The 24,262-nt window shown below is 73.1% G+C and carries 24 protein-coding genes; 7 read left to right on the plus strand and 17 right to left on the minus strand.

Features of this window, described 5'->3' with window-relative positions; all coding sequences use genetic code 11:
* Nucleotide 1 precedes the first annotated feature (1 nt).
* The 6 genes from LEP48_RS03235 to LEP48_RS03260 all read right to left on the minus strand — a co-directional run bounded on the left by LEP48_RS03235 (nucleotide 2) and on the right by LEP48_RS03260 (nucleotide 8,028).
* Nucleotides 2-1,291, minus strand: coding sequence for an ABC transporter permease (locus LEP48_RS03235; protein ID WP_225564143.1), 1,290 nt, complete (start codon nucleotides 1,289-1,291; stop codon nucleotides 2-4).
* Nucleotides 1,288-2,706 carry an ABC transporter permease gene (locus LEP48_RS03240; protein ID WP_225564144.1) on the minus strand — a complete coding sequence of 473 codons (1,419 nt, stop codon included), beginning with the start codon at nucleotides 2,704-2,706 and terminating at the stop codon, nucleotides 1,288-1,290. The genes LEP48_RS03235 and LEP48_RS03240 overlap by 4 nt, the downstream gene beginning before the upstream one ends.
* Nucleotides 2,703-4,256 carry an ABC transporter ATP-binding protein gene (locus LEP48_RS03245; RefSeq protein WP_225564146.1) on the minus strand — a complete coding sequence of 518 codons (1,554 nt, stop codon included), beginning with the start codon at nucleotides 4,254-4,256 and terminating at the stop codon, nucleotides 2,703-2,705. Before LEP48_RS03245 ends, LEP48_RS03240 begins: the two co-directional genes overlap by 4 nt.
* Before the next feature lie 148 nt (nucleotides 4,257-4,404).
* Entirely contained in the window at nucleotides 4,405-5,499 is a 1,095-nt protein-coding gene (locus LEP48_RS03250) for a BMP family lipoprotein (protein ID WP_225564147.1), read from the minus strand.
* 202 nt (nucleotides 5,500-5,701) lie between these two features.
* Complete coding sequence (locus LEP48_RS03255; RefSeq protein WP_225564148.1) at nucleotides 5,702-6,901, minus strand: amidohydrolase; 1,200 nt, start codon at nucleotides 6,899-6,901, stop codon at nucleotides 5,702-5,704.
* Nucleotides 6,898-8,028: a mannose-1-phosphate guanylyltransferase gene (locus tag LEP48_RS03260; RefSeq protein ID WP_225564149.1), complete on the minus strand. Its 1,131-nt coding sequence runs from the start codon at nucleotides 8,026-8,028 to the stop codon at nucleotides 6,898-6,900. Before LEP48_RS03260 ends, LEP48_RS03255 begins: the two co-directional genes overlap by 4 nt.
* A 175-nt stretch (nucleotides 8,029-8,203) precedes the next feature.
* On the opposite strand from LEP48_RS03260, the gene sdhC reads away from it, so the two are divergent.
* Genes sdhC through LEP48_RS03280 form a run of 4 tightly spaced genes read left to right on the plus strand, consistent with a single transcriptional unit; the run spans nucleotide 8,204 to nucleotide 11,666 of the window.
* Nucleotides 8,204-8,584, plus strand: coding sequence for a succinate dehydrogenase, cytochrome b556 subunit (gene sdhC / locus LEP48_RS03265; RefSeq protein ID WP_225564150.1), 381 nt, complete (start codon nucleotides 8,204-8,206; stop codon nucleotides 8,582-8,584).
* Nucleotides 8,584-9,039 (plus strand): succinate dehydrogenase hydrophobic membrane anchor subunit, encoded by a 456-nt coding sequence (locus LEP48_RS03270; RefSeq protein ID WP_225564151.1) that lies wholly within the window; start codon nucleotides 8,584-8,586, stop codon nucleotides 9,037-9,039. Before sdhC ends, LEP48_RS03270 begins: the two co-directional genes overlap by 1 nt.
* Before the next feature lie 15 nt (nucleotides 9,040-9,054).
* Nucleotides 9,055-10,890, plus strand: coding sequence for a succinate dehydrogenase flavoprotein subunit (gene sdhA, locus LEP48_RS03275; RefSeq protein WP_225564152.1), 1,836 nt, complete (start codon nucleotides 9,055-9,057; stop codon nucleotides 10,888-10,890).
* Nucleotides 10,890-11,666, plus strand: coding sequence for a succinate dehydrogenase iron-sulfur subunit (locus tag LEP48_RS03280; RefSeq protein ID WP_225564153.1), 777 nt, complete (start codon nucleotides 10,890-10,892; stop codon nucleotides 11,664-11,666). Before sdhA ends, LEP48_RS03280 begins: the two co-directional genes overlap by 1 nt.
* A 130-nt stretch (nucleotides 11,667-11,796) precedes the next feature.
* Here the strand turns inward: LEP48_RS03280 and LEP48_RS03285 are convergent, their stop codons facing one another.
* The 7 genes from LEP48_RS03285 to sigE all read right to left on the minus strand — a co-directional run bounded on the left by LEP48_RS03285 (nucleotide 11,797) and on the right by sigE (nucleotide 17,955).
* The gene (locus LEP48_RS03285; protein ID WP_225564154.1) at nucleotides 11,797-12,834 is read right to left on the minus strand and encodes a YihY/virulence factor BrkB family protein; all 1,038 of its coding nucleotides are present in this window, start codon (nucleotides 12,832-12,834) and stop codon (nucleotides 11,797-11,799) included.
* A gap of 11 nt (nucleotides 12,835-12,845) precedes the next feature.
* Nucleotides 12,846-13,400 carry a 2'-5' RNA ligase family protein gene (locus LEP48_RS03290; RefSeq protein WP_225564155.1) on the minus strand — a complete coding sequence of 185 codons (555 nt, stop codon included), beginning with the start codon at nucleotides 13,398-13,400 and terminating at the stop codon, nucleotides 12,846-12,848.
* Nucleotides 13,397-14,473, minus strand: coding sequence for a tryptophan--tRNA ligase (gene trpS / locus LEP48_RS03295; protein ID WP_225564157.1), 1,077 nt, complete (start codon nucleotides 14,471-14,473; stop codon nucleotides 13,397-13,399). Before trpS ends, LEP48_RS03290 begins: the two co-directional genes overlap by 4 nt.
* Nucleotides 14,474-14,546: 73 nt before the next feature.
* Nucleotides 14,547-14,930, minus strand: coding sequence for a twin-arginine translocase TatA/TatE family subunit (locus tag LEP48_RS03300; RefSeq protein WP_225564158.1), 384 nt, complete (start codon nucleotides 14,928-14,930; stop codon nucleotides 14,547-14,549).
* A 42-nt stretch (nucleotides 14,931-14,972) separates the two neighbouring features.
* Entirely contained in the window at nucleotides 14,973-16,448 is a 1,476-nt protein-coding gene (locus LEP48_RS03305; RefSeq protein ID WP_304608321.1) for a S1C family serine protease, read from the minus strand.
* On the minus strand, nucleotides 16,445-17,347 hold the full coding sequence (locus LEP48_RS03310) for a zf-HC2 domain-containing protein (protein WP_225564159.1): 903 nt from the start codon (nucleotides 17,345-17,347) through the stop codon (nucleotides 16,445-16,447). Before LEP48_RS03310 ends, LEP48_RS03305 begins: the two co-directional genes overlap by 4 nt.
* Nucleotides 17,344-17,955, minus strand: a complete 612-nt coding sequence (gene sigE, locus LEP48_RS03315; RefSeq protein ID WP_225564160.1) for an RNA polymerase sigma factor SigE — start codon at nucleotides 17,953-17,955, stop codon at nucleotides 17,344-17,346. Before sigE ends, LEP48_RS03310 begins: the two co-directional genes overlap by 4 nt.
* Nucleotides 17,956-18,043: 88 nt before the next feature.
* On the opposite strand from sigE, the gene LEP48_RS03320 reads away from it, so the two are divergent.
* Nucleotides 18,044-18,715: an O-methyltransferase gene (locus LEP48_RS03320; protein ID WP_308009959.1), complete on the plus strand. Its 672-nt coding sequence runs from the start codon at nucleotides 18,044-18,046 to the stop codon at nucleotides 18,713-18,715.
* 104 nt (nucleotides 18,716-18,819) lie between these two features.
* On the opposite strand, the gene LEP48_RS03325 is transcribed toward LEP48_RS03320, so the two are convergent.
* The 4 genes from LEP48_RS03325 to dapE form a co-directional block, all read right to left on the minus strand.
* The gene (locus LEP48_RS03325; protein WP_111249454.1) at nucleotides 18,820-18,987 is read right to left on the minus strand and encodes a DUF3117 domain-containing protein; all 168 of its coding nucleotides are present in this window, start codon (nucleotides 18,985-18,987) and stop codon (nucleotides 18,820-18,822) included.
* A gap of 196 nt (nucleotides 18,988-19,183) precedes the next feature.
* Entirely contained in the window at nucleotides 19,184-20,188 is a 1,005-nt protein-coding gene (gene folP, locus LEP48_RS03330) for a dihydropteroate synthase (protein ID WP_422723796.1), read from the minus strand.
* 23 nt (nucleotides 20,189-20,211) lie between these two features.
* The gene (locus LEP48_RS03335) at nucleotides 20,212-21,090 is read right to left on the minus strand and encodes an LOG family protein (protein ID WP_225564161.1); all 879 of its coding nucleotides are present in this window, start codon (nucleotides 21,088-21,090) and stop codon (nucleotides 20,212-20,214) included.
* A gap of 9 nt (nucleotides 21,091-21,099) precedes the next feature.
* The gene (gene dapE / locus LEP48_RS03340) at nucleotides 21,100-22,305 is read right to left on the minus strand and encodes a succinyl-diaminopimelate desuccinylase (protein WP_422723791.1); all 1,206 of its coding nucleotides are present in this window, start codon (nucleotides 22,303-22,305) and stop codon (nucleotides 21,100-21,102) included.
* 30 nt (nucleotides 22,306-22,335) lie between these two features.
* Here dapE and dapD point away from each other — a divergent pair, with 30 nt between their 5' ends.
* Nucleotides 22,336-23,304, plus strand: a complete 969-nt coding sequence (gene dapD, locus LEP48_RS03345) for a 2,3,4,5-tetrahydropyridine-2,6-dicarboxylate N-succinyltransferase (RefSeq protein ID WP_225564162.1) — start codon at nucleotides 22,336-22,338, stop codon at nucleotides 23,302-23,304.
* A 44-nt stretch (nucleotides 23,305-23,348) separates the two neighbouring features.
* A complete protein-coding gene (locus LEP48_RS03350) occupies nucleotides 23,349-24,245 on the plus strand; it encodes a hypothetical protein (protein WP_225564163.1) in 897 nt (298 codons plus the stop codon).
* Nucleotides 24,246-24,262: the final 17 nt, after the last annotated feature.

The following is a 24,262-nucleotide window of genomic DNA, read 5'->3' on the forward strand; positions in this document are numbered from 1 at the left end:
GCTACTCCTTGGTGTACGGCGTACCCGACGCGGCGGGCGCCCGCGACCGGCCGACGAGGCCGGCGACCGCGAGCAGGGTCACCACGTACGGGAGCATGAGCATGAACTGGCTGGGCACCGGGGACCCGACGACGGACAGCACGTTCTGCAGGTTCGTCGCGAAGCCGAACAGCAGGCCGGCCAGCGCCGCGCGCAGCGGGTCCCACTTGCCGAAGATGACGGCTGCGAGGGCGATGAATCCCGCCCCGGCGGTCATCTCCCGGCCGAACTGGTTGATCGACACCACGGTGTAGAAGGCGCCGCCCAGGCCGGCGATCGCCCCGCCGATGAGCACCGCGCGGTAGCGCGTGCGGATCACGTCGATGCCGACGGTGTCCGCCGCCTTCGGGTGCTCGCCCACCGCGCGGACGCGCAGGCCCCACTTGGTGCGGAACAGGGCGAACCACACGACGAACACCATGACGATCATGAGGTAGCCGACGATGGTCTGGTCGAAGAGCACCGGCCCGATGATCGGGATCTGCTCGAGGAACGGGATCGGCAGCTGCGGGAACCGGGTCGTCGAGTTCAGCGTCGGCGCGTTCGGGACCAGCACCTCCGAGTAGAAGAAGCTCGTCAGGCCGATCACCAGCACGTTGAGCACGACGCCGACGATGACCTGGTTCACCTTGTACGTGATGGTGAACATGCCCAGCACCAGTGCCACGAGGGCGCTGGCCACGACGGCGGCGAAGAGCCCCGCCCACGGGCTGTCGGTGAGCGAACCGACGATCGCGGCCGTGAACGCACCCGCCAGGAGCTGGCCCTCGATCGCGATGTTCACGACGCCGGAACGCTCGCCGATGACGCCGCCGAGGGCGCCGTAGATGAGCGGGACGCTGAGCGCGAGGGCGCCGCTGAGCAGCCCGACGACGGGCAGGTCACGGGGGCTGCCCGCAGCCGCCCAGGCGAGGAAGCCGACGAGGAGCGCCGCCGCGAACACCGCGATCGCCCACACGGGGACGCGGTGACCGGCGCGGGTGCGCACCGCCGCGAGCACCAGGACGGCGAGGCCGACGAGCCCGCAGACCCAGGCCGTCGTCATGGCCGGCACCACGAGGGTGGGCAGGACGACGAAGTCCGAGTCGGTCGCGAGCCGGAACCGGGCCGCGCCCTCGTGGGGCACCAGGGCCAGGAGCAGCGCGTACAGGGCCAGCACGACGCCCAGGCCGATGACGGCCTTCCACGTCGCCGTCGACGCGGTGCGCGGGGCGGTGTCGGGGGTCGGGGCATCGACGGTCGTGGCGGTCATGCCTGACCCTCCTCGGTGGTGGCAGGGGTCGCGGCAGCGCGCCGACGCGGCGCGCGGGGACGCCGGTCGGGCTGCGGCAGCCGGAAGATCGCGCGGACCAGGGGCGGTGCCGCGATGAACAGCACGATGAGGGACTGCACCACGAGGACGATCTCGATCGGCACGCCCTCGGCCGCCTGCATCGCCGAGCCGCCGGCCTTGAACCCGCCGAAGAGGATGCCGGCGCCGAGCACGCCGATCGGCGACGAGCCGCCCAGCAGCGCCACGGTGATGGCGTCGAACCCGATGCCCGCGTCGATGTCGGCGCTGAACCCCGTGGTCACGGTGCCGAGCACCTGCTGCGTGCCGGCGAGGCCGACGAGCCCACCCGCGACGAGCATGACGAGCACCGTGGTGCGGGACACGTCGATGCCCGCCACCCGTGCGGCCTTCGGGTTCTCCCCGACGGCACGGAAGGCGAACCCGGTGCTGGACCGGTTGAGCAGCCACCACACGTAGGCGACGGCCACGAGCGAGAGCACGAAGCCCCAGTGCAGGTTGTACTGCTCGCCGAGCAGGGGGGGCAGCACCGCCCCGTCCTGCATGGGCGGCGTCTTCGGGTTCGCGGAACCCGGCGCCTGCATGAGGCCCGGCGTCGCCAGGAAGTACGACAGCAGGTAGAACGCGATGTAGTTGAGCATGATCGTGACGATCACCTCGTGCGCCCCGGTGCGTGCCTTGAGCAGGCCCGCGATCCCGGCCCACAGCGCACCCGCGGCGACGCCGGCCACCAGGCAGAGCAGCATGTGCCAGGGCCACGGCACCCCGGTCACGCCGAAGCCGATCCAGCCCGCGGCGATCGCGGCCACGAGCATCTGGCCCTGACCACCGATGTTGAACAGGCCGGCGCGGAACGCCAGGGCGACGCCCAGGCCTGCCGCGATGAGCGGGGTCGCGTTGGTGAGCGTCTGCGTCAGCGGACGGATGCCCTGGGCGAAGGAGTCCGCGCCGAAGTTGTACACCGCGCCCTGGAAGAGCGCGCTGTAGGCGCCGCCCACGGCCTCGCCGATCGCGGCGAACGTGTCCCCCGGCCGGGAGAAGAAGTACGGGGCGGCCGCCAGCACCGCCTCGTTCGTGACGATGATGAGGACCGAGCCCGCGACGATGGCGAGCACGATGGCGCCGAGCGCCACCACCCAGCTGCCGGACGTCGCGCGGCGGAACGCGTCGCGCCACCGGTCACCGGTGTCCGGGACGTCGGGAGCCTGCTCGCGGGCGACCTCCTGCTCGAGCTCCTCCGCGAGGCCGGGCTCGGCCTCGGGGTCGACCGACCCGAGCGCCTCGTCCAGCGGGTTCTCCACGACACCCTCGGCCGCCGCCTCGGGCGTCGTGTCGCGACCGGGCGTGGTGTCCCGGTCGGGCGTCTCGCCGCTCACGCCGCATCTCCTTCGTCTCCGTCGTTCCCGGCAGGTGCGCCGGGGCCGTCCTCGGGGGCGATGCCGGCCATCATCAGGCCGAGCGTGTCGCGCGGCGTGTCCGCCGGCACGATGCCGACGACGCGCCCCCGGTACATGACCATGATCCGGTCGGCGAGGGCGACGGCCTCGTCCAGCTCCGTCGACACGACGACGACCGGGACGCCCTCGTCGCGCGTGGCGACGATGCGCTTGTGGATGAACTCGATCGACCCGACGTCGACGCCGCGGGTCGGCTGCGCGGCGACGAACAGCCGCAGCTCGCGCGACAGCTCGCGGGCGAGCACCACCTTCTGCTGGTTGCCGCCCGACAGGCGCCCCACGCGGGTCTCGATGCCCTGGGTGCGTACGTCGAACTCGGCGACCCGGTCCCGGGCGAACTCGTCGCGGGTCGCGAGCTGGAGCATCCCCCGGCGCACGAACGGCGGGCCGTCGGTCCGGTCGAGGACGAGGTTCTCCGCGATCGTGAACTCGCCGACCAGGCCGTCCTCGTTGCGGTCCTCGGGGACGAACCCGACGCCCGCCTGGAGGATCTGGCGCACCGTGCGGCCCACCAGCTCGGTCCCGTCGAGGCGGACGCTGCCGGAGACGTTCTCCTGCAGGCCGAGCAGCGCCTCGGTGACCTCCGTCTGACCGTTGCCCTGCACACCCGCGATCACGAGCACCTCGCCGCCGCGCACGGTGAAGCTGATGCGGTCCACGAGCACCTGACCGTCCGGGCCGGTCACCTCGAGGTCGGTGACCTCGAGCGCGTTGTCCCGCAGCTGCGGGGCGTCCTTGTGCACGGTGAGCTCGACGGCGCGGCCCACCATGAGCGAGGCCAGCTCGGCGTCGCTCGCGGTCGGCCTCGCCTCGCCGACGACCTTGCCGTGCCGGATCACGGTGATGCGGTCCGCGACGGCGCGCACCTCGCGCAGCTTGTGCGTGATGAAGACGATGGCGGCGCCCTCGTCGCGCAGCTGCCGCATGATCCCCATGAGCTCGTCGGTCTCCTGGGGGGTGAGCACCGCCGTCGGCTCGTCGAAGACCAGGACGTCGGCGTCGCGCGAGAGCGCCTTGATGATCTCGACCCGCTGCTGGACGCCCACGGGGAGGTCCTCGACGAGCGCGTCCGGGTCCACGTGGAAGCCGAACCGTGCGGAGATCTCGCGGACCTTCGCCCGCGCCTCCTCGAGGTCGAGCACGCCGCCGGCGCGCGTCGACTCGTGACCCAGCATGACGTTCTCCGCGACGGTGAAGACCGGCACGAGCATGAAGTGCTGGTGCACCATGCCGATGCCGGCGGCCATCGCGTCGCCCGGACCCGCGAAGCGCTGGACCTCGTCGTCCAGGAGGATCTGTCCCTCGTCGGCGCTGTACAGGCCGTACAGGACGTTCATCAGGGTGGACTTGCCCGCCCCGTTCTCGCCCAGCAGGCTGTGGATCTCGCCCGGGTTCACCACCAGGTCGATGTGGTCGTTGGCCACGAGCGCACCGAAGCGCTTCGTGATCCCTCGCAGCTCGAGCCGCATGCTCTGCCTTCCTCGCCAGGGCCTGGACCCTTGCCCGCCGTCAGCCTCCCATCGCGGGAGGCGCTCCGCCGCCCCGCGCACCGCGTGCGCGGGTCCCGGGGTGTGTTCACCCGGGACCCGCGCACGCCTCAAGCGCCGAGCGTACCCGTCACTCGCTCCCGGCGAGGTAGGACGTGACCTCGACCTCTCCGGAGATGATCTGCTCCTTGAGGGTGTTGACCTCGTCCATGAGGGCGGGGTCGACCTTGTCCTCGAAGTTGTGCAGCGGGGCCAGGCCCACGCCCTCGTTCTCCAGGGTGCCGACGTACGGCGTCGGGTCGAACTCGCCGTTGCCTGCGGCCGTGACGGCCTCCTGCGTGGAGACGTCCATCCGCTTGAGGATGGAGGTCAGCACGTAGTCCTGGGTGGACGGGTCGGTCTCGAAGAAGTCGGCGTCGACGCCGACGAGCGCGATGTCGCGACCGGAGTCCTGGATCGCGGCGATCGCGGACTGGTAGATCGGACCGCCGACGGGCAGGAGCACGTCGACGCCCTGGTCGATGATGTTCTGCGCGGTCGTCTTGGCCGTCTCGTTGGCCTCGAAGCCGCCGGTGAAGGAGCCTTCCTCGCCGCCGGTGAACCCGATGACCTCGACCTCGGCGCCCTTGACCTCGTTGTAGTGCTCGACGCCCTGCTTGAAGCCGTCCATGAAGATCGTGACGGTCGGGAACGGCTGGCCGCCGAAGGTGCCGACCTTGCCGGCCTCCGAGTAGCCCGCCGACAGGTAGCCCGCGAGGAACGCCGCCTGCGCGGTGTCGTACAGCAGCGGCTTGATGTTCTCGGCGTCGGTGGTGCCGTCGAAGTCGTTGTCGGCGGCGTCGTCGACGATGATGTACTCGGTGTCCGGGTTGGCCGTGGCCGACTCGACGGTGGCCGCCGACAGGGCGAAGCCGACCGAGACGATGACGTCACAGTTCTGCCCGACGAGGGACTCGATGTTCGGCTTGAAGTCGCTCTCGGACTGCGACTGCACGTCGGTCAGCTCGGCACCCAGCTCCTCGGCCGCGGCCGAGGCGCCCTCGAAGCTCAGCTGGTTGAAGCTCTTGTCGTCGAAGCCACCCTGGTCGGAGACGATGCACGGCTTGAAGTCGCTCGCCGCGTTCCCCCCGTTGCCGTCGCCGGTCTCGTCCGGGGCCTCCGCACAGGCCGCCAGCGCGAGCGCGGCGACGCTGGCAAGGGCGGTGAGCTGGATCGCTCTCTTCACCTGTAGCTCCTGTCGATCGTTCAGTCCAAGAGGGCCGGGTTCTCCCGACCCCCGTCTCGGCGTGCAGCCTAATCACCTGACCACCATGTGGACGCCCCGTGCAGGCCGTCGCCGAAAGTCGTTATCGAAGCGGTATCCAAGCGGCGTCGAGCGACGGTCACGTTTCGGGACGAGCCGGACGCGCGTCGTCGCGGCCCCTCCCTCAGGGCTCGAGCACGAACCTCGCGAGCAGGCGCGCTCCCAGCCCGATCGCCCGCTCGTCGACCACGAGGTCGCCCTGGTGGATGTCGTACCGGCGACCGCCGGGCGTCCCGGTGCCGAGCCGCGCCATCGCCCCGGGCACCTTGGTGAGGTACCACGCGAAGTCCTCGCCGCCGAGCGACTGCTCGGTGAGCACGACGCCGCCGGGCCCCAGGACGGCCGCCCCGGCGGCCTCGAGCGCGGCGGTCACCGCCGCGTCGTTGTCGACCGGCGGCACGCCGCGCGCGTGCCGCACCGTGACGTCGACGTCGTACGGGGCCACGACCTGGCCGACGGCATCGTGCAGCACCTGGCCGGCCCGCTCCCACGCGCGCACGTCGAGGCAGCGCAGCGTGCCGCTCACCGTGCCGGTGGACGGGATCGCGTTGCTCACGTTGCCCGCGTGCACCGCGCCCCACGTGAGGTTCACGCCCGAGCGCGGGTCCAGCCGGCGGCCCAGGACCGCCGGCACCTGGGTGATGACCTGGCCGAGCGCGTACACCACGTCACCCGTCAGGTGCGGTCGCGACGTGTGCCCGCCCGCCGAGGACAACGTCACCGTCACGGAGTCGGACGCGGACGTGATCGGGCCGATCCGCGTGCCGACCTGCCCGACGTCGAGCTTGGGCTCGCAGTGCACTGCCGCGATCCGGTCCACCCCGTCCAGCGCTCCCTGCGCGACGACGTCGTGGGCGCCGCCCGGCATGATCTCCTCGGCGGGCTGGAAGACGAGCCGGACGCCGACGTCGAGCCGGCCCTCGTCGTGCAGCGCGGCGAGGGCCAGGCCCGCGCCGAGCACCACCGTCGTGTGCACGTCGTGGCCGCAGGCGTGCGCGACCCCCGGCACGACGGACGCGAACGGCAGCCCGCACGAGTCCTCCAACGGCAGGGCGTCGAGGTCGGCCCGCAGGGCGACCCGCCCCGTGGACCCGGCCGCGCCCGTCGGCTCCGGGCCGACGTCGCACACGAGCCCCGTGCCCTCCAGGAGCCGCGGGCTCAGCCCGGCCCGCCGCAGCCGGTCGGCGACCGCCGCCGTCGTGCGCACCTCCTCGCGCCCGAGCTCGGGGTGGGCGTGCACGTCGCGCCGGAACTCCACGAGCTCGGGGACGAGCGCCTCGACGAGCTCGTCGAGGCGGGCGCCCGGGTCGGCCGCGGAGCTCACAGCAGGTCCTCGCGGCCGAGCGCGCGCACCGCGTCCACCATGCCCTTGACCTGCTGGGCACGGGCCCGCGTGGTCACGAGCAGCGCGTCCGGGGTGTCCACCACGACGACGTCGTCGATCCCGAGCAGCGCGACCAGCCGCTCTCCGCCCGGCACGACGACGGACCCCGCGGACTGCACCCGCACGACGTCGCCGCCGTCGCCGAGAACCTTGGACCCGGCGTCGTCGTCGGACGGGAGCAGGGCGGCCAGCGAGTTGAAGTCACCGACGTCGTCCCAGCCGAAGGTGCCGGGCACGACCGCGACCCCGCCGGTGGCGGCCACGGGCTCGGCGACCGCGTGGTCGATCGCGATCTTCTCCAGGCCCGGCCACACCTCGGCGAGCACCGCGGCGCGGCGCGGCGTGTCCCAGGCCTCCGCGACCGCGCGCAGGCCGTCGTGCAGCGCGGGGCGCTGGTCGGCGAGGTGGCCGAGCAGCACCGACGTGCGGGCCACGAAGATGCCCGCGTTCCAGCGGTATTCCCCCGAGGCGACGTACGTGCGCGCCGTGGCGGCGTCGGGCTTCTCGGTGAAGCCCCGCGCGTGCAGGGCGCTCGGGGCGCCCTCGACGCCCAGCGGGTCGCCGCTGCGCACGTACCCGAACGCGACGGACGGGCGCGAGGCCGCGATCCCGATCGTCGCGACGTACCCCGCCCGGGCCACGGCGACGGCCTCGCGCACGGCGCCGTCGAACGCGGTGGTGCCGGAGACGACCTGGTCGGCGGCGAACGACCCGACGACCACGTCGCCGTGCCGGCGCTCCAGGACCGCCGCAGCGAGGCCGATCGCGGCCATCGAGTCGCGGGGCGACGGCTCGGCGAGGACGGCGTCGTCCCCGAGCTCGGGGAGCTGGTCCCGCGCGGCCGTGACGTGGCGCTCGCCCGTGACGAGGACGACGCCGTCGGCCCCGGCCAGCGGCGCGAGCCGGTCGAACGTCGACTGGAGCAGGCTGCGTCCGGAGCCCGTGAGGTCGAGCAGGAACTTGGGCTCCCCGGCCCGCGACAGCGGCCACAGGCGGGTGCCCGCGCCTCCGGCTGGGACGACGGCGTGGAAGCCGGGGATCGGCCCGGACAGGGCGGGGGTGGTCATGAGGGCAGCATAGTGACGGGTTCCGCGACAACGCCGTGAACCGTGTGGAATAGGTCACGAAAGGGCCGGTGACATCCCGGTTTGCCTGGCCCCGCGTCACGCGAGACGACCAGATGTCACTACAGTGACCGTGAACGGAACCCACACAGAATCCCCGCCAACGGAGGCTCCCCCCGTGCCCACACCTGCTGGCACGCTCTACCGCGGCCGTGAAGGCATGTGGTCGTGGGTCGCGCATCGCGTGACCGGCGTGCTCATCTTCTTCTTCCTGCTCGTGCACGTCCTGGACACCGCGCTCGTACGCGTCTCGCCCGAGGCCTACAACGCCGTCATCGGGACGTACCAGACGCCGATCATGGGACTCGGGGAGGCGGGCCTGGTGGCCGCGATCGTCTTCCACGCGTTCAACGGCATCCGCATCGTCCTGGTCGACTTCTGGGCGAAGGGTCCGCGCTACCACAAGGTCATGCTGTGGGTCGTCGTCGGCCTGTTCGTCGTGACGATGGCGGGCTTCCTGCCGCGCCACCTGATGAACGTCTTCGGAGGTGGCCACTGATGACCACGCAGTCCACGATCCCCTCACCGCGCTCGCCGTACGTGCGCCGCAAGACGACCCGCGGCAACTTCGAGCTGTACAGCTGGGTCTTCATGCGCGGCTCCGGCGTCGTCCTGCTCGTGCTGATCTTCGGCCACCTGTGGACCAACCTCATGGTGGGCGACGGCGTGCACGCGATCGACTTCGGCTTCGTCGGCGGCAAGTGGGCGTCCCCGTTCTGGCAGATCTGGGACCTGCTGATGCTCTGGCTCGCGATGATCCACGGGACCAACGGCGTGCGCACGATCGTCAACGACTACGCGCAGCGCGACACCACCCGGATGGTGCTCAAGGGCCTGCTCTACCTGGCGTTCACGGTCGTCGTCGTGCTCGGCACGCTCGTGATCTTCACGTTCGAGCCGTGCCCGCCGGACGCCCCGGCGAACCTCCTGCCGTCGTTCTGCCCCACGATCTAAGGACTGGCCCCTCCGATGCAGACACATCAGTACGACGTCGTCATCGTCGGCGCTGGCGGCGCCGGCATGCGTGCGGCGCTCGAGGCCTCCGGCGAGGTCCGCACCGCCGTCATCTCCAAGCTCTACCCGACCCGCTCCCACACCGGTGCCGCCCAGGGCGGCATGGCCGCCGCACTGGCGAACGTCGAGGACGACAACTGGGAGTGGCACACCTTCGACACGGTCAAGGGCGGCGACTACCTCGTCGACCAGGACGCGGCCGAGATCCTCGCCAAGGAGGCGATCGACTCCGTCCTCGACCTCGAGAAGATGGGGCTGCCGTTCAACCGCACCCCGGAGGGGCGCATCGACCAGCGCCGGTTCGGCGGGCACACGCGGGAGCACGGACAGGCCGCGGTCCGCCGCGCCTGCTACGCCGCGGACCGCACGGGTCACATGATCCTGCAGACCCTGTACCAGAACTGCGTCAAGCAGAACGTCGAGTTCTACAACGAGTTCTACGTGCTCGACCTGCTCACCGACCACGACCTCACCACCGAGGACATCGGGGACGGCGCCGAGGTCAACGCGACCGGCGTCGTGGCCTACGACCTCGCGTCCGGCGAGATCCACGTGTTCCAGGCCAAGGCGATCATCTTCGCCACGGGCGGCGCGGGCAAGATCTTCAAGACGACGTCGAACGCGCACACGCTCACCGGTGACGGCATGGCGCTCGCCTACCGGCGCGGCCTGCCGCTGGAGGACATGGAGTTCTTCCAGTTCCACCCGACGGGTCTCGCGGGCCTCGGGATCCTGCTCTCGGAGGCCGCACGCGGCGAGGGCGGCATCCTGCGCAACTCCGACGGCGAGCGCTTCATGGAGCGCTACGCCCCCACCATCAAGGACCTCGCACCCCGCGACATCGTCGCCCGGTCGATGGCCAACGAGGTGCGCGAGGGCCGCGGCGCCGGGCCGAACAAGGACTACGTCCTGCTCGACCTGACGCACCTGGAGCCCGCGCACATCGACGCCAAGCTCCCCGACATCACCGAGTTCGCGCGCACCTACCTCGGCATCGAGCCCTACACGGAGCCCGTGCCGGTGTACCCCACCGCCCACTACGCGATGGGCGGCGTGCCGACCAACGTGTCGGGCGAGGTGCTGCGCGACAGCCACAACGTCGTCAAGGGCCTGTACGCCGCCGGTGAGGTCGCGTGCGTGTCCGTGCACGGCTCTAACCGCCTCGGCACCAACTCGCTCCTGGACATCAACGTGTTCGGCAAGCGCGCCGGCCGCTCGGCCGCCGCGTACGCCAAGACGGTGGACCAGCACGCCGAGCTGCCCGCGGACCCGACCGCCCGCGTCGAGGCCCAGCTGACCGAGATGCGCGACCGCCCCGACGGCGAGCGCGTGGCCGAGGTCCGCAAGGCCCTGCAGGAGACCATGGACGCGAACGCCCAGGTCTTCCGCACCGGCGAGTCGCTGGGCCAGGCACTGTCCGACATCCGCGAGCTGCAGAAGCGCTACGCGAACGTGTCCGTGCAGGACAAGGGCAAGCTGTTCAACACGGACCTCCTCGAGGCGATCGAGCTCGGCTTCCTCCTGGACATCGCCGAGGTGACCGTCGTCGCGGCGATCAACCGCAAGGAGTCGCGCGGCGGCCACTACCGCGAGGACTTCCCCGAGCGGGACGACGCGAACTACATGCTGCACACGATGGCGTACCGCCGTCCGACGTCGGCCCCCGACGCCGGTGACGGGCACGTCGCGGGCTACTTCGACCACGTCGAGGACTTCGGGGACTACAAGGTCGTCCTCGGGTCCAAGCCCGTCACCCAGACGCGCTACGAGCCGATGGAGCGGAAGTACTGATGACTGCTGTTCTCGAGAACCCTGCGACCGAGTCGCCGAAGCCTGAGGTGGGCGCCGTCCCGTCCTTCGAGGTCACCCTGCGGGTCCGGCGCTACAACCCCGAGTCGGAGCACGGCGAGGAGTCCGTCTGGGACGAGTTCACGGTCACCGCCCACGGCACCGACCGCGTCCTGGACGCCCTGCACAAGATCAAGTGGGAGCAGGACGGCTCGCTGACGTTCCGCCGCTCGTGCGCGCACGGCGTGTGCGGCTCGGACGCCATGCGGATCAACGGCCGCAACCGGCTCGCCTGCAAGACGCTCCTCAAGGACGTCAACCCCGACAAGCCGATCACCGTCGAGCCCATCAAGGGCCTGCCCGTGGTCAAGGACCTCGTGGTCGACATGGAGCCGTTCTTCGCGTCCTACCGCGAGATCATGCCGTTCCTCATCACCTCGGGGAACGAGCCGACCCGGGAGCGCCTCCAGTCCGCGGCGGACCGCGAGCGTTTCGACGACACGACCAAGTGCATCCTGTGCGCCGCGTGCACGTCGTCCTGCCCCGTGTTCTGGAACGACGGGCAGTACTTCGGCCCGGCCGCCATCGTCAACGCGCACCGCTTCATCTTCGACAGCCGCGACGAGGGCGGGACGCAGCGCCTCGAGATCCTCAACGACAAGGAGGGCGTGTGGCGCTGCCGCACGACCTTCAACTGCACCGAGGCCTGCCCGCGCGGCATCGAGGTCACCAAGGCGATCCAGGAGGTCAAGCGCGCGATGATCACCCGCGCGTTCTAGCCCGCCAAGAGCCTGCTCGCCGAGATAGAGAGGCACCTCGCCGAGATAGAGAGGCGAGGTGCCTCTCTATCTCGGCGAGGTGCCTCTCTATCTCGGCGAGGTGCCTCTCTATCTCGGCGGGTGGCCCTCTCTATCTCGGCAGGGGGGAGATGCCCCGGCGGATCCCGCGGACGACGACGCTCCACGGCTTCCCGGACCCGTGGCCCCGGCGGACCACCCGCTCGATCTCGGCCGCGTCCCGCATCGCCGCGACCTGTGCCTCGGCCTGCGCGATCTCGTCCAGCCGCGGCGGGTCGTACATCCACGCGCAGACCAGCAGCAGCACCCGCGCCACGAAGTTGACCAGCACCAGCACCGTCACGAGGCCGGCGAACGCGGCGAGCAGCGCGTTGCGGTCGGCCCCGGCCGCGACCACCGAGGTCCCCAGCCAGCGCAGGCCCCCGGCGACGACACCGGCCGCGAGGCAGCCGAGCAGCAGGTCCCGGGTCCGGTGGGGCCGCACGCGGGCGACCACCCGGATGATGAGGAGCACGAGGAGCGCGTCGAGGACGACCCCGACGGCGGCGGTCCCCACGGCCGTGAGCTGCGTGACGACCACGGACCCGCCCAGCAGGTCCTCGACCCGCCGGCTGGCGGCCTGCGAGACGACGCTCGCGGCCGCCGACGCCACGACCATGGCCCCCAGGAGCACGAATCCGAGCAGCTCCCGGAGCTTCGACAGGACGGGGCTGACCCCGACGACGGGCTGGTCGAACATCGACCGCACCGACACCCGCAGGGCCCGCATGAACCCGACGGCCGTCCACAGGAACACGACCGCCGCGGCTACGGAGTACCACGTGACCGCGGAGGGGAGCAGCAGCTCGCTGGGTGGCACGATCCCGTTCGGGCTCTCTTCCGAGCGGATCAGGCCGGGGAGCCAGGTGTCGATCTGCTCGAAGACCGCGTCCTGGAGCTCGGGACGGTCCGCCAGCGTGGAGGAGAACACGGTGAACGCGATGGTCAGCGCCGCGAACAGCGAGAAGATCGCCGTGTAGGCGATACCGCCGCACAGCAGCGCACCGCGCCGGTCGATGTACCAGTAGACCGAGCGGACGGGCCGCAGGTCCTTGTACCACTCGAACGCGGCGGACCAGCGCTCGCGGGCGCGTTCGAGACGGTGGTCCACAGTGGACGACCCTAGGGAGCCGAACGGGCCCCCGCGAGCCGGAAGCTGCGCTGCGGTCGCCATACCCCGTCGTCGCCGTGCTCGTACTGCCACAGACGGTCGACGTCGAACGCCCCGTCGAATCCGGCCAGGTCGGTGAGCGCCCGGTCAAGCTCGGCCTCGGGCACCTCGTGGGCGACCGTCACGTGCGGGTGGTAGTTGAACCGCAGGTCCTGGGCCAGAATGCCGGATCGCGTCGCGGCCTCCAGCATCTCGCACTCGGCGATGCCCTCCGCCAGGGCGACGAACACGACCGGGGAGATGGGCCGGAACGTTCCTGTCCCCCGCAGGTGCACCCGGAACGCCGGCGTCTCGGACGCGACCTTCTCGAGGTGCTCGACGACGGCCGGGAGCACCGACTCGTCGACCACCGTGGGCCCGATCACCGTGATGTGCGGCGGGATCGCGTGGGCGAGCGGGTCGCCCAGGTCGGCTCGAGCCGTCTGGAGCTCCTCGGCGAACGGGTCCGGCACGGCGATGGCGATGCCGATCCGCACCTGGGCGGGACCACGGGCGGGGATGTTCACCGGGCGCCTCGCGGCAGCAGCCCGAAGCGGTCATAGACGCGGTCCAGCACCGGCCGCGCGATCGCCCGCGCCCGCTCCGCGCCGTCGGCCAGCACCTTGTCGAGCTGCGCCGGGTCGGACAGGTAGGTCTGCGCCCGGGCCTGGAACGGCTCGAGGAAGGCCACCACCGCGTCCGCGAGGTCGACCTTGAGGTAGCCGTAGCCGCGGCCGTCGTACTCGGTCGCGATCTCGTCCACCCCGCGGCCGGTGACGGCCGAGAAGATCGTCAGGAGGTTCGAGATGCCGGGCTTGCTCACCGGGTCGAACCGCACCCCGTACGACTCGTCGGCGTCGGTCACGGCGGACTTCACCGCCTTGGCCGCCTTCTTCGGGTCCTCGAGCAACCAGATGACGCCCTTGCCGCCTGCGTTGGACTTGCTCATCTTCGCGGTGGGCTGCTGCAGGTCCTGGATCTTGGCCACGGCCTTGACGATGTGCGCCTCCGGAACCACGGCCGTGCCCGCACCGAACCGGGTGTTCAGCCGCTCGGCCAGGTCCCGCGTGAGCTCGAGGTGCTGGCGCTGGTCCTCGCCGACCGGCACGAGGGCGGCGTCGTAGAGCAGGATGTCCGCGGCCATGAGCACGGGGTAGGTGAAGAGCCCGACGGTGGTGCCCTCGGCGCCCTGCTTGGCCGACTTGTCCTTGAACTGGGTCATCCGCCCGGCCTCGCCGAACCCCGTCTGGCAGCTCAGCAGCCACGCCAGCTCGGCGTGCTCGGCCACGTGCGACTGCACGAAGAGGATCGAACGCTCCGGGTCGATGCCGCCCGCGAGGTACTGCGCCGCCGTGCGACGCGTACGCTCCCGCAGCTCGGCCGGGTCCGGTCCGACCGTCAGGGCGTGGAGGTCCACGACGCAGTACAGGGCGTCGTAGTCGTCCTGGAGCCTCGCCCACTGGGCCAACGCACCCAGGTAGTTGCCCAGGTGCAGGGACCCGTCCGTGGGCTGCATGCCCGAGAAGATGCGCGGCCTGACGGCGGGGACCGCCGGGGAGGTGCCGTCCTGCGGGGCGGCCGGGGTGACGACGTCGGACATGTTCCTCATTGTGGCAGGTGGGACGGGTGTGCTGGAAACGCCCTGGTGGGCGGGCCGGGCGCGGCGGGCCGGGTCAGGTGGCCTCGTCGTCGAACGGGGCGGGCCCGTCCGGCGCAGCCGGCCGCGGAGCTGCCGCCGCTGCTGCCATGCCGCCCGCAGCCATGCCGCTCGTCATGCCGTCCGCAGGCCTCGGTGTCGTGGGCGTGTCGTCGAGCAGGGCGTCGCGCACGATGCGACGCGGGTCGTACTGGCGTGGGTCGAGCTTCGACCAGTCGACGTCCTTGAGCTCCGGCCCGAGCTCCGTGTCCACGCGCGACTTGGCGTCCATCAGCAGCGCCTTGCCGCGCCGTACGAGCGCACCGAGCTGGGCGGCGTACCTGGGAAGCCGCTCCGGGCCGATGAGCATGACGGCGAGCACCACGAGGACGACGAGCTCTCCGCCGTTGATGTCGAGCACGGGATCAGCCTATCGGCCCACGGAGGGCCCGGACCGCCCGCGTCACCCGGACTCCTGCCCGTCGAGGACGACCCGGACGTCGCGCTCGTCGCCGTCCGTGCGCACCCGCAGCGTCACCGCGTCGCCGGGCTGGCGGGCGCGGATCGCGACGATCAGCTCGTCGCTGCGGGCCACGGGGCGGCCGTCGATCGCGAGGATGACGTCACCCGCGCGGATGCCCGCGAGGTCGGCGGGCCCCTCCGGCGTCACCGCGGGCTGCCCCTGCTGGGCGCCGGTGGAGACCTGGACGCCCTCGCCCCCGTACGTCGTGTCGAGCAGGACCCCGATGACGGGGTACGTCGCGCGCCCCGTCTCGATGAGCTGCTCGGCGGTGTGACGCGCCTGGTTGGCGGTGATGGCGAAGCCGAGACCGATGCTGCCGGTCGCGGTGAGCGCCCCCGGCGGCTGCGCGATCGCCGAGTTGATGCCGACCACCTCGCCCGCCGAGCTCACCAGCGGCCCCCCGGAGTTGCCCGGGTTGATCGCCGCGTCGGTCTGGATGGCGTCGATGAACGCGCTCTCGGCGTCGTCGCCCGCCTGCACCGGCCGGTGCAGGGCGCTCACGATGCCCGTGGTGACCGTGGCGTCCAGACCGAGGGGCGCGCCGACCGCCAGCACCGCGTCGCCCACCACGACGTCGTCGGAGTCGCCCAGCACCAGCGGCTCCAGACCCGACTCGTCGACCTTGAGCACGGCGAGGTCGTAGTCCGTCGTCCGCCCGACCAGCTCGGCGTCGCGCTCGTGGCCGTCGGCGAACGTCACGACGACGTCCCCGTCGGCCGCACCGCCCGAGACCACGTGGTTGTTCGTGAGGATGTAGCCGTCCGAGCGCAGCACGAAGCCCGAACCAGTCGACACGCCGTCGCCGCCGGTCACCTCGATCGAGACCACGCTGGGCAGCACGGCCGCGGCGATGCCGGCCACGGAGTCCGCGGGCCGCGACGGCGTGCCGTCGAGCGCCACCCCGTCCGCGGGGGCAGGAAGGTCCGCGTCCGAGGGCCGGTCCGGCCCGACGGCGTCCGAGAGCCGGTCCCCGACCACCCCGCCCACGAGGCCGGCCACCATCGCCAGCGCCACCACGCCGGCACCGAGCCGCCGGTGCGCAGGGCGGCGAGGGCCCGCCGGTGCCGGGAGCGGGTCGTCGAGCGCCCGGTCGGCGCCGGCAGCAGGGCCGCCCGTTGCGTGGTCGGCGGCAGCGGAGTCGGCGACAGCGGAGTCGACGGCAGCGGAGTCGACGGCAGCGGAGTCGGCGGCGGGCACCCGCGGCATGGCGGGCACCGCGCCGGCGACGGGTCCGGATGCGTCGGCGGTCGTGGGGGTGAACGGCGGCGCGAGGGCGGGCTCGGGTGTGGCGGACGTCCGCTCGGGCGCAGGGGGCCCAGCGGGCTCGGGCGCAGGGGGCACCGGCTCGGGCGCGGAGGGCGCAGCCGGCTCGGGCGGCGTCGGCGGGGCGAAGAGGTCGTCGGGGCGCTGCGTCATGGCTGAAGGAGTGCTCCTGTCACGGTGCTCCAGCCGCGCGAGAGCTGCGGCAGGACCCCGGCATCGTAGCCACCGCCCGGGAAGGACGCCACGAGCGCGGCCACCTCGTCCCGCGGCGCGTCGGCGGTGAGCTCGACAGCCGTCTCGCCCGCCTGCCAGGCCACGTGCCACGGGTCGCTCGACAGCACCTGGACGTCGTGCCCCGGGACTGGCAGGGTGGCCCGGGCGTCGCCGGACAGGCGGCCGGGCCGCTGCCGCACGACGACCGCGCCGTCCGGCCCGGACAGGTCCACCTCGACCTCCGGGGTGGTGCCGGACGTCGTGACGACGTGCACCGCGGTGATCTCGTAGCCCTCCGGCAGCCGCGTCGGGGCAGCCCAGCCGTTCGCGTCGAGCCAGACGAGCGCGTCGTCACCCGACATCGCCCCCGGGCCGACCGAGGCGAGGAGCGTCAGAGCCGCCGAGCGCGACGGGTCCGGCGTCACGACGGGCCCCTGGCCGAGCGCCACCAGCAGGAGGCCGAGCACCCCCACCCCGCCCGCGCCCACCATCGAGACCCGGCGCAGCCGCTGCCTGCGGCGCCGCCCGCTCAGGTCGCCGGTGAGGAGCGGCTCCCAGGTGTGCGGGCTGTCCCACCGGTCCGCCCGCCCGGACCCGCGCAGGGGGTCGCCCGCGGCAGGCGGGATGGACGCGGACAGCGCGAGCAGCCGCTCCGTCAGCCCAGGGTCGGGGGCGACGTCGCGCGCGGCGGCCAGGGCGCGGCGGGCGGCGCGGGCGGCCTCGAGCTCGTCGGCGCACCGGGCGCAGCCGGCGACGTGCTCGAACGCCCGCTCCGCCGACGCGGCGTCGAGCTGACCGTCGGCCAGGTCGCTGACCCAGCAGCCGAGGTGGCCCGTCACCGGGACCCCTCGGACGTCACCTCGCCGCGACGGTGCTCGAGGGCGCCGCGCAGCTGGGCACGCGCCCGGTGGATGCGGGACCGGACGGTGCCGAGCTTGATGCCCAGGGTCACGGCGATCTCCTCGTAGCTCAGCCCCTCGATGTCGCACAGGACGACGGCCGCGCGGTACTCGGGGCGCAGGGCGTCGAGGGCGGCCTGCACGTCACGGTCGAGGTTCGCGTGCTCGAAGCCCCGCTCCGGGCGGCCCGGGCCCTCGGGGGCCTCGACCCGTGCGGCGTCGTCCCCCATCGCCTCCATCCGGATGCGACGGCGACGGCGCACCTGGTCGAGGAACAGGTTCGTCGTGATGCGGTGCAGCCACCCCTCGAAGGTGCCCGGGGTGTAGCTGGACAGGGACCGGAACACCCGCAGGAACGTCTCCTGCGTGAGGTCCTCGGCGTCTTGCTGGTTGCCCGAGAGCCGGTAGGCGAGCCGGTAGACGCGGGCGGAGTGCTCGCGCACGATCGCGTCCCAGGTCGGCGGCGTCCAGGCGGCGTCGGGCGCCGGCGCGGGCCCGCCGTCGACGCCCTGAGGTGCGGCGGGGCTGCCCGTGATCGGTCGTGTCATCACTCCCATGGTCCCACGGCAACGTCCGGGCACCTCAACTCGTTCCCGCGTACGATCGCCCTGCGCCCATCGTTCCACCGGCCCGCCGGTGCCCCCCCGTGGAGGAATCATCACCAGCGACGTCGACGCCCGCCACGGACGGACCGCCGGCTGGGCCTACACCGAGTCCTTCGTCCCTGAGGACGACGTGCTCCTGCGTGCCCGGGAACGCGCCGCCGAGCTCGGGTGCCACGCTCCGCCGCCGGGCACGGGCGCCGTCCTGCGGGTGATGGCCGCGTCCCTGGCGGCACGCGCCGTGGTCGAGGTCGGGACAGGGACGGGCGTGGGATCGCTCTGGCTGCTGCGCGGGATGCCCGCCGACGGCGTCCTGACCACGATCGACGTCGAGCTGGAGCACCAGCGCGCGGCCAAGCGGGCGTTCGCCGAGGCGGGCATCGCCCCCGGCCGCACCCGGACCATCCCGGGACGGCCGGCCGACGTGCTGCCGCGGCTCACCGACGGCGCCTACGACCTGGTGCTGGTCGGTGCCGACCCGTACGCGTACCCCGAGTACGTGGAGGAGGCGCTGCGGCTGCTGCGTCCCGGCGGCGTGCTCGCGGTGGACGGCGCCCTGCACGAGGGGCGGGTGCCCGATCCCGCGCGCCGCGACGAGGTCACGACCGTGGTCCGTGAGGTCGGTCGCGCGCTCCGCGCCGACGAGCGGGTGGTCCCGGCGCTGCTCCCGTCGGGGGACGGTCTGCTGCTCGCCGTACGCCGCTGAGCCGCTCGGCACCGCCGGCGTGCCCCGGACGACGACGAGGCGCGGGGCAGCGGTGCTGCCCCGCGCCTCGCGGGTCGATGCGGCCGGCGTCCCGGCACGCGGCGTCAGGCGACGACGGCCTGGAGCGCCTCGCCCAGCTCCGTCGCCTCGGTGGCGTTGAGCTCGACGACCAGACGGCCACCACCCTCGAGCGGGACCCGCATGACGATCCCGCGGCCCTCCTTGGTGACCTCCAGCGGCCCGTCGCCCGTCCGCGGCTTCATCGCAGCCATCTGTGGCTCTCCCATTCCGTTGTCCGGTTCTCGGCTTGACCTCGCCCTCGGGGACCCGCTGAGCAGCAAGGCTGCTCGATGGGGCGAGGATGAGGCGCGCCTCACCATTCTAGTTCAGAACGGGAGCAGTTCTTCCATACCCCGGACACCACGGGTCGACAGGCGAGATCGCCGCCCACCGTCCGGGAAGCGGCCGTCAGCCGAGCCCGCGCAACGCCCCGTGCGGCGGGGCGTCGTCGCGGACGGCCGCCACCATGTCGAGCACCCGCCGCGTGGCCCCCACGTCGTGGGCGCGGAACACGCTCGCCCCCATCCAGGCCGCCAGCGCGGTCGCTGCCAGGGTGCCCTCCAGACGCTCGTCGGGCGGCAGGCCGAGCGTCTCGCCCACGAAGTCCTTGCGCGACAGCGCCATGAGCAGCGGGTACCCGAGCCGGGCGAGCTCGGCCGTCCGGCGCAGCAGGTGCAGCGAGTGCCACGTGTTCTTGCCGAAGTCGTGCGTGGGGTCGACCAGCACCGACCGCGCCGGCACGCCGCACGCGACCGCACGCGCCGCCGAGGTGCGCAGCGTCGTCAGCACGTCGTCCAGGACGCCGTCGCGCGGGTCGACGCCCGAGCGGGCGTCGGCGCCGTCCCGTCCGGCGCCGGCGTGCCCGGTGGCGCCCCACGGGTACTCCACCCGGTACGGGTCGGTGCGGGGCGTGGCCCCGCCCGTGTGCGAGCACACGACGCCGACGCCCGCCGCGCCCGCCACCTCGACCAGGCCCGGGTCGTGCCCGGCCCAGGTGTCGTTGATCAGGTCTGCCCCGGCGTCGACCGCGGCCTGCGCCACGGACGCGCGCCACGTGTCCACCGAGACGAGCAGGTCCGGGACCTGCTCGCGCACCCGGCGCACGAACGGCACGACGCGGTCGATCTCCTCGGCCGCGCTCACCTCGGGCCCGACGCCCGCCCGCACGCCGCCGACGTCGACGATCTGCGCGCCGTCGGACCAGGCCCGGTGCGCCGCGGCCAGGGCGGCGTCGTCGTCGGGCAGCCGGGCGGGGGCGTAGAAGGAGTCCGTGGTGCGGTTGACGATCGCCATCACCACCGGCCGCAGCGAGCCGTCGGGCCCACGGCCGACCTCCCGGCCCCGCAGGACGAGCGGCACGACGTGCGCGGGCGGCGCGCCGCCCGGCCCGGCCTGCGCCGCCCGTCGCGCCACGTCGGGCGCCGGGCCGGTGGCCCTCACTGCTGGGCCGGCGGGGTGTCGGCGGCCTCCTGCTGGTCCTCGACGAGCCCGGCCAGGGCTTCGCGCTCCGACGCCGCCAGGGCGGCCCCGCGCTCCAGCACGTAGTCGACCGCCTCGGCAGGCGTGTCCGCCAGGTGCAGCAGGTCGAGGTCCGCCGGGTTGATCATGCCGCGGTCGGCGACGGCGCTGCCCAGCCACTCCAGGAGCCCGCTCCAGTAGTCCGTGCCCACGAGCACGATCGGGAACTCGGTGACCTTGTGCGTCTGGACGAGCGTCAGCGCCTCGAACAGCTCGTCGAACGTGCCGAACCCGCCGGGCAGCACGACGAAGCCCTGCGCGTACTTGACGAACATCGTCTTGCGGGCGAAGAAGTACCGGAAGTTCACGCCGAGGTTGACGTACTCGTTCATCCCCTGCTCGAACGGCAGCTCGATGCCGAGCCCGATCGACGTGCCGCCCGCCTTGTGGGCGCCCTCGTTGGCGGCCTCCATGATGCCCGGGCCACCACCCGTCATGACGGCGTACCCGGCCTCGGCGAGCAGGCGGCCCACCTCGACCGCCAGCGCGTAGTCCGGGTGGTCGCGCGGGGTGCGGGCAGAACCGAACACCGACACGGCCGCGCCCACCTCGGCGAGCGCGCCGAAGCCCTCGACGAACTCGGACTGGATACGCATCACGCGCCACGGGTCGGTGTGCACCCAGTCTGCGTCGGCGCCGGCCGCGAGGAGGCGCTGGTCGGTCGTCTGGGCGGGGATCTGGGTGCCGCGCAGCAGCACCGGTCCCTTGCGGTAGCCGCGTCCCGTCTGGGGGACGCCGTCGTCGCCGCGGTCGCGGGGGCTGCCCTGGGTCGGGCCGGATGTCGTCGCTCGCGTCATGCCTCGAGCCTATGCTCCGTCGCGCGCCTCGACCGCCTCGCCGGTCGACGCCCCGAGGAGCCACGCGCGCAGCGCGTCCCGCCCGACGGCCAGCCGGGCCACGGGCAGCCGCTCGTCGTCCTTGTGCGCGAGCGCCGGGTCACCGGGCCCGAAGTTCACGGCGGGGACGCCGAGCTCGGCGAAGCGGGCGACGTCCGTCCAGCCGTACTTCGGACGCGGCACGCCCCCGGTCGCACCGAGGACGGCGGCCACGAAGTCCGCCGCGAGCGGCGCGTCCAGCCCCGGCCGGGCGCCGGGCGCGGCGTCGGTGACGACCACCTCGAACCCCGCGAACAGCTCGCGCACGTGGGCCTCCGCCTCCGCAATGCTGCGGGACGGCGCGAACCGGAAGTTCACCGTCACCGTGCAGGCGTCAGGCACGACGTTGCCGGCGATGCCACCGCTGATCGCCACGGCGTTCATCCCCTCCCGGTACACGAGCCCGTCGACCTCGATCTCGCGCGGGTCGTAGGCCGCGAGCGCCGCGAGGACCGGCGCGGCCGCGTGGATCGCGTTGACGCCCGTCCACGACCGGGCCGAGTGGGCGGCCACGCCGGTGGTCCGCACCTCGACGCGCAGCGTGCCGTTGCAGCCGCCCTCGATGCCGTTGTTGCTCGACTCCCCGAGGATCGCGAAGTCGCCCGCGAGCAGGTCGGGCCGGTTCCGGGCCAGGCGTCCCAGCCCGTTCTTGGTCGCCTCGACCTCCTCGTGGTCGTACAACACCCACGTGACGTCGACGCCGGGCTCGCGACCCGGCCGGCCCACCTCGGCGGCGAGCGCGAGCATGATCGCGATGCCGCCCTTCATGTCGACGGTGCCGCGGCCCCACATCTCGACCTCGCCGTCGGGTGCCGTGACGAGCCGCGTGGGCAGGTTCGGCTCCGCCGTCAGCGGGACGGTGTCCAGGTGCCCGGCGAGCACGACCCGGCGGGAGCGGCCGAACGTCGTCCGCGCTACCACCGCGTCGCCGTCGCGCACGACCTCCAGGTGCGCCTGGGCGCGCAGCGCGCGCTCGACGGCGTCGGCCAGCGCGGTCTCGTCGCCCGACACCGACGGGACGTCGCAGATCGCGGCGAGCAGGTCGACGAGGTCCGACGAGGCGACCTCGTCGGGGTCGAGCAGCTCGAGCAGGTCGACGGGCAGGGAGGGGGCGGCGTCCGTGGTCACGCGCACCATCGTGACAGACCGGCGCACTACGCTGGGCCCATGACGACGCCTGCTGCTTCGCGCCCTGCCTGGGGCCTCGGTCTCGCCACTGTCACCGACGACGGGACGACGCTCGACGTCTGGTACCCGTCCCCTGTGGTCGGCGCTCCCCCGGCCGGCGACGTCACGGTCCCCGCCGAGCTCGACGCGCTGACGGAGCGGGACGACGCCCGGCGCGTGGACGTCATGGTCGTCCGCACCGAGATCGACCTGGACGCCGCTCCCGTGGACGCCCGGGACGCGTACCTGCGCCTGCACCTGCTGTCGCACCGGCTCGTGGCGCCGCACGGGCTCAACCTCGACGGGCTCTTCGGGGTGCTGTCCAACGTCGTGTGGACGTCCCACGGCCCGTGCGCCGTCGAGAGCTTCGAGGCCACGCGCCTGCGGCTGCGCGCCGACACGGGCCGGGCCGTCACCGTCTACGGCATCGACAAGTTCCCCCGCATGGTCGACTACGTCGTCCCGGCAGGCGTCCGTATCGCCGACGCGGACCGCGTGCGCCTCGGCGCGCACCTGGCGCCCGGCACCACCGTGATGCACGAAGGGTTCGTCAACTTCAACGCCGGGACCCTGGGGTCCTCCATGGTCGAGGGCCGCATCTCGGCCGGTGTCGTCGTCGGCGACGGGTCGGACGTGGGCGGCGGCGCCTCGATCATGGGCACGCTGTCCGGCGGCGGCAAGGAGGTCATCAGCCTCGGCGAGCGCTCGCTGCTGGGGGCGAACGCGGGGCTCGGCATCCCGCTCGGGGACGACTGCGTCGTCGAGGCCGGCCTGTACCTCACGGCCGGCACCAAGGTGACCGTGCTCGGCGAGATGGGCGCCGACGGCGACCCGCTCGTCGTCAAGGCGCGCGACCTCGCGGGCCGGGACAACCTGCTGTTCCGCCGCAACTCGCGCACCGGCGCGGTCGAGGTGCTCCAGCGCGGTGGGGTGGGCATCGAGCTCAACGCCGCCCTGCACGCGAACTGACGGTCGTGTCCCGAGCAGGTCGGCGGCGGGAACGACGGCCAGGCGTGGTCGCGGGTGTCGCCGTCGCCTCCGTGCTGGCCGTCGCCGTCGCCGCCACCGGGGGCGTCGTGTGGTTCCTGCGGTCCTTGGACGAGCCCGCCCGGCCCGTGCGGTGCGCGGCCGCGCTGGACGGTACCGACTGGTACCTCTCCCCCGTCCAGGCCGAGAACGCCGCCCTGATCGCCGGCGCGTCGATCCAGCGCGGGCTGCCCGCACGGGCCGCCACGATCGCCCTCGCGACGGCGCTGCAGGAGTCCCGCCTGGAGAACATCGACTACGGCGACCGGGACTCGGTCGGCCTCTTCCAGCAGCGGCCGTCGCAGGGCTGGGGCAGCGTCGACGAGATCATGGACCCGGTCTACTCCACCGGGAAGTTCTACGACGGGCTCGTCGAGGTGGACGGCTACGAGGACCTCGAGGTCACCGTCGCCGCGCAGGCGGTGCAGCGTTCCGGGTTCCCGGACGCCTACGCGCAGCACGAGACCCGGTCCCGGGCCTGGGCCTCGGCGCTGACCGGCGCGTCCCCCGGTGCGATCACCTGCTCGCTGCCCGTGCCGGACCCCGACGACCCCGCGGTCGGCGACGGCGGGAGCACCGCGGACCTCGCGGAGCTGCTGACGCGCGACCTCGGCCTACCGGGCGACGTGGTCGCCCTGTCCGACGACGGTGCGTCGGCCGTCGTCGACGCGACGTCCCTGCCCTACGACGACGCCGGGCGCTCCGCGTGGGCCGTGGCCCACTGGGCGGTGGCGACGGCCCTGACGACCGGCACCACCGAGGTGCGCGTCGCCGACCAGGTCTGGACCCGCGAGAGCGCCTCCTGGACGCCCGCGCAGGAGGCGGACGACCCGTCGGCCGGCGACCAGGCGGTGGGCGAGGTCACCGTCCACCTGGGCGCGTAGCCGCACCGCCCGGCATC

This window comes from Isoptericola luteus, from assembly GCF_020297055.1.
Taxonomy (GTDB): domain Bacteria; phylum Actinomycetota; class Actinomycetes; order Actinomycetales; family Cellulomonadaceae; genus Isoptericola; species Isoptericola luteus.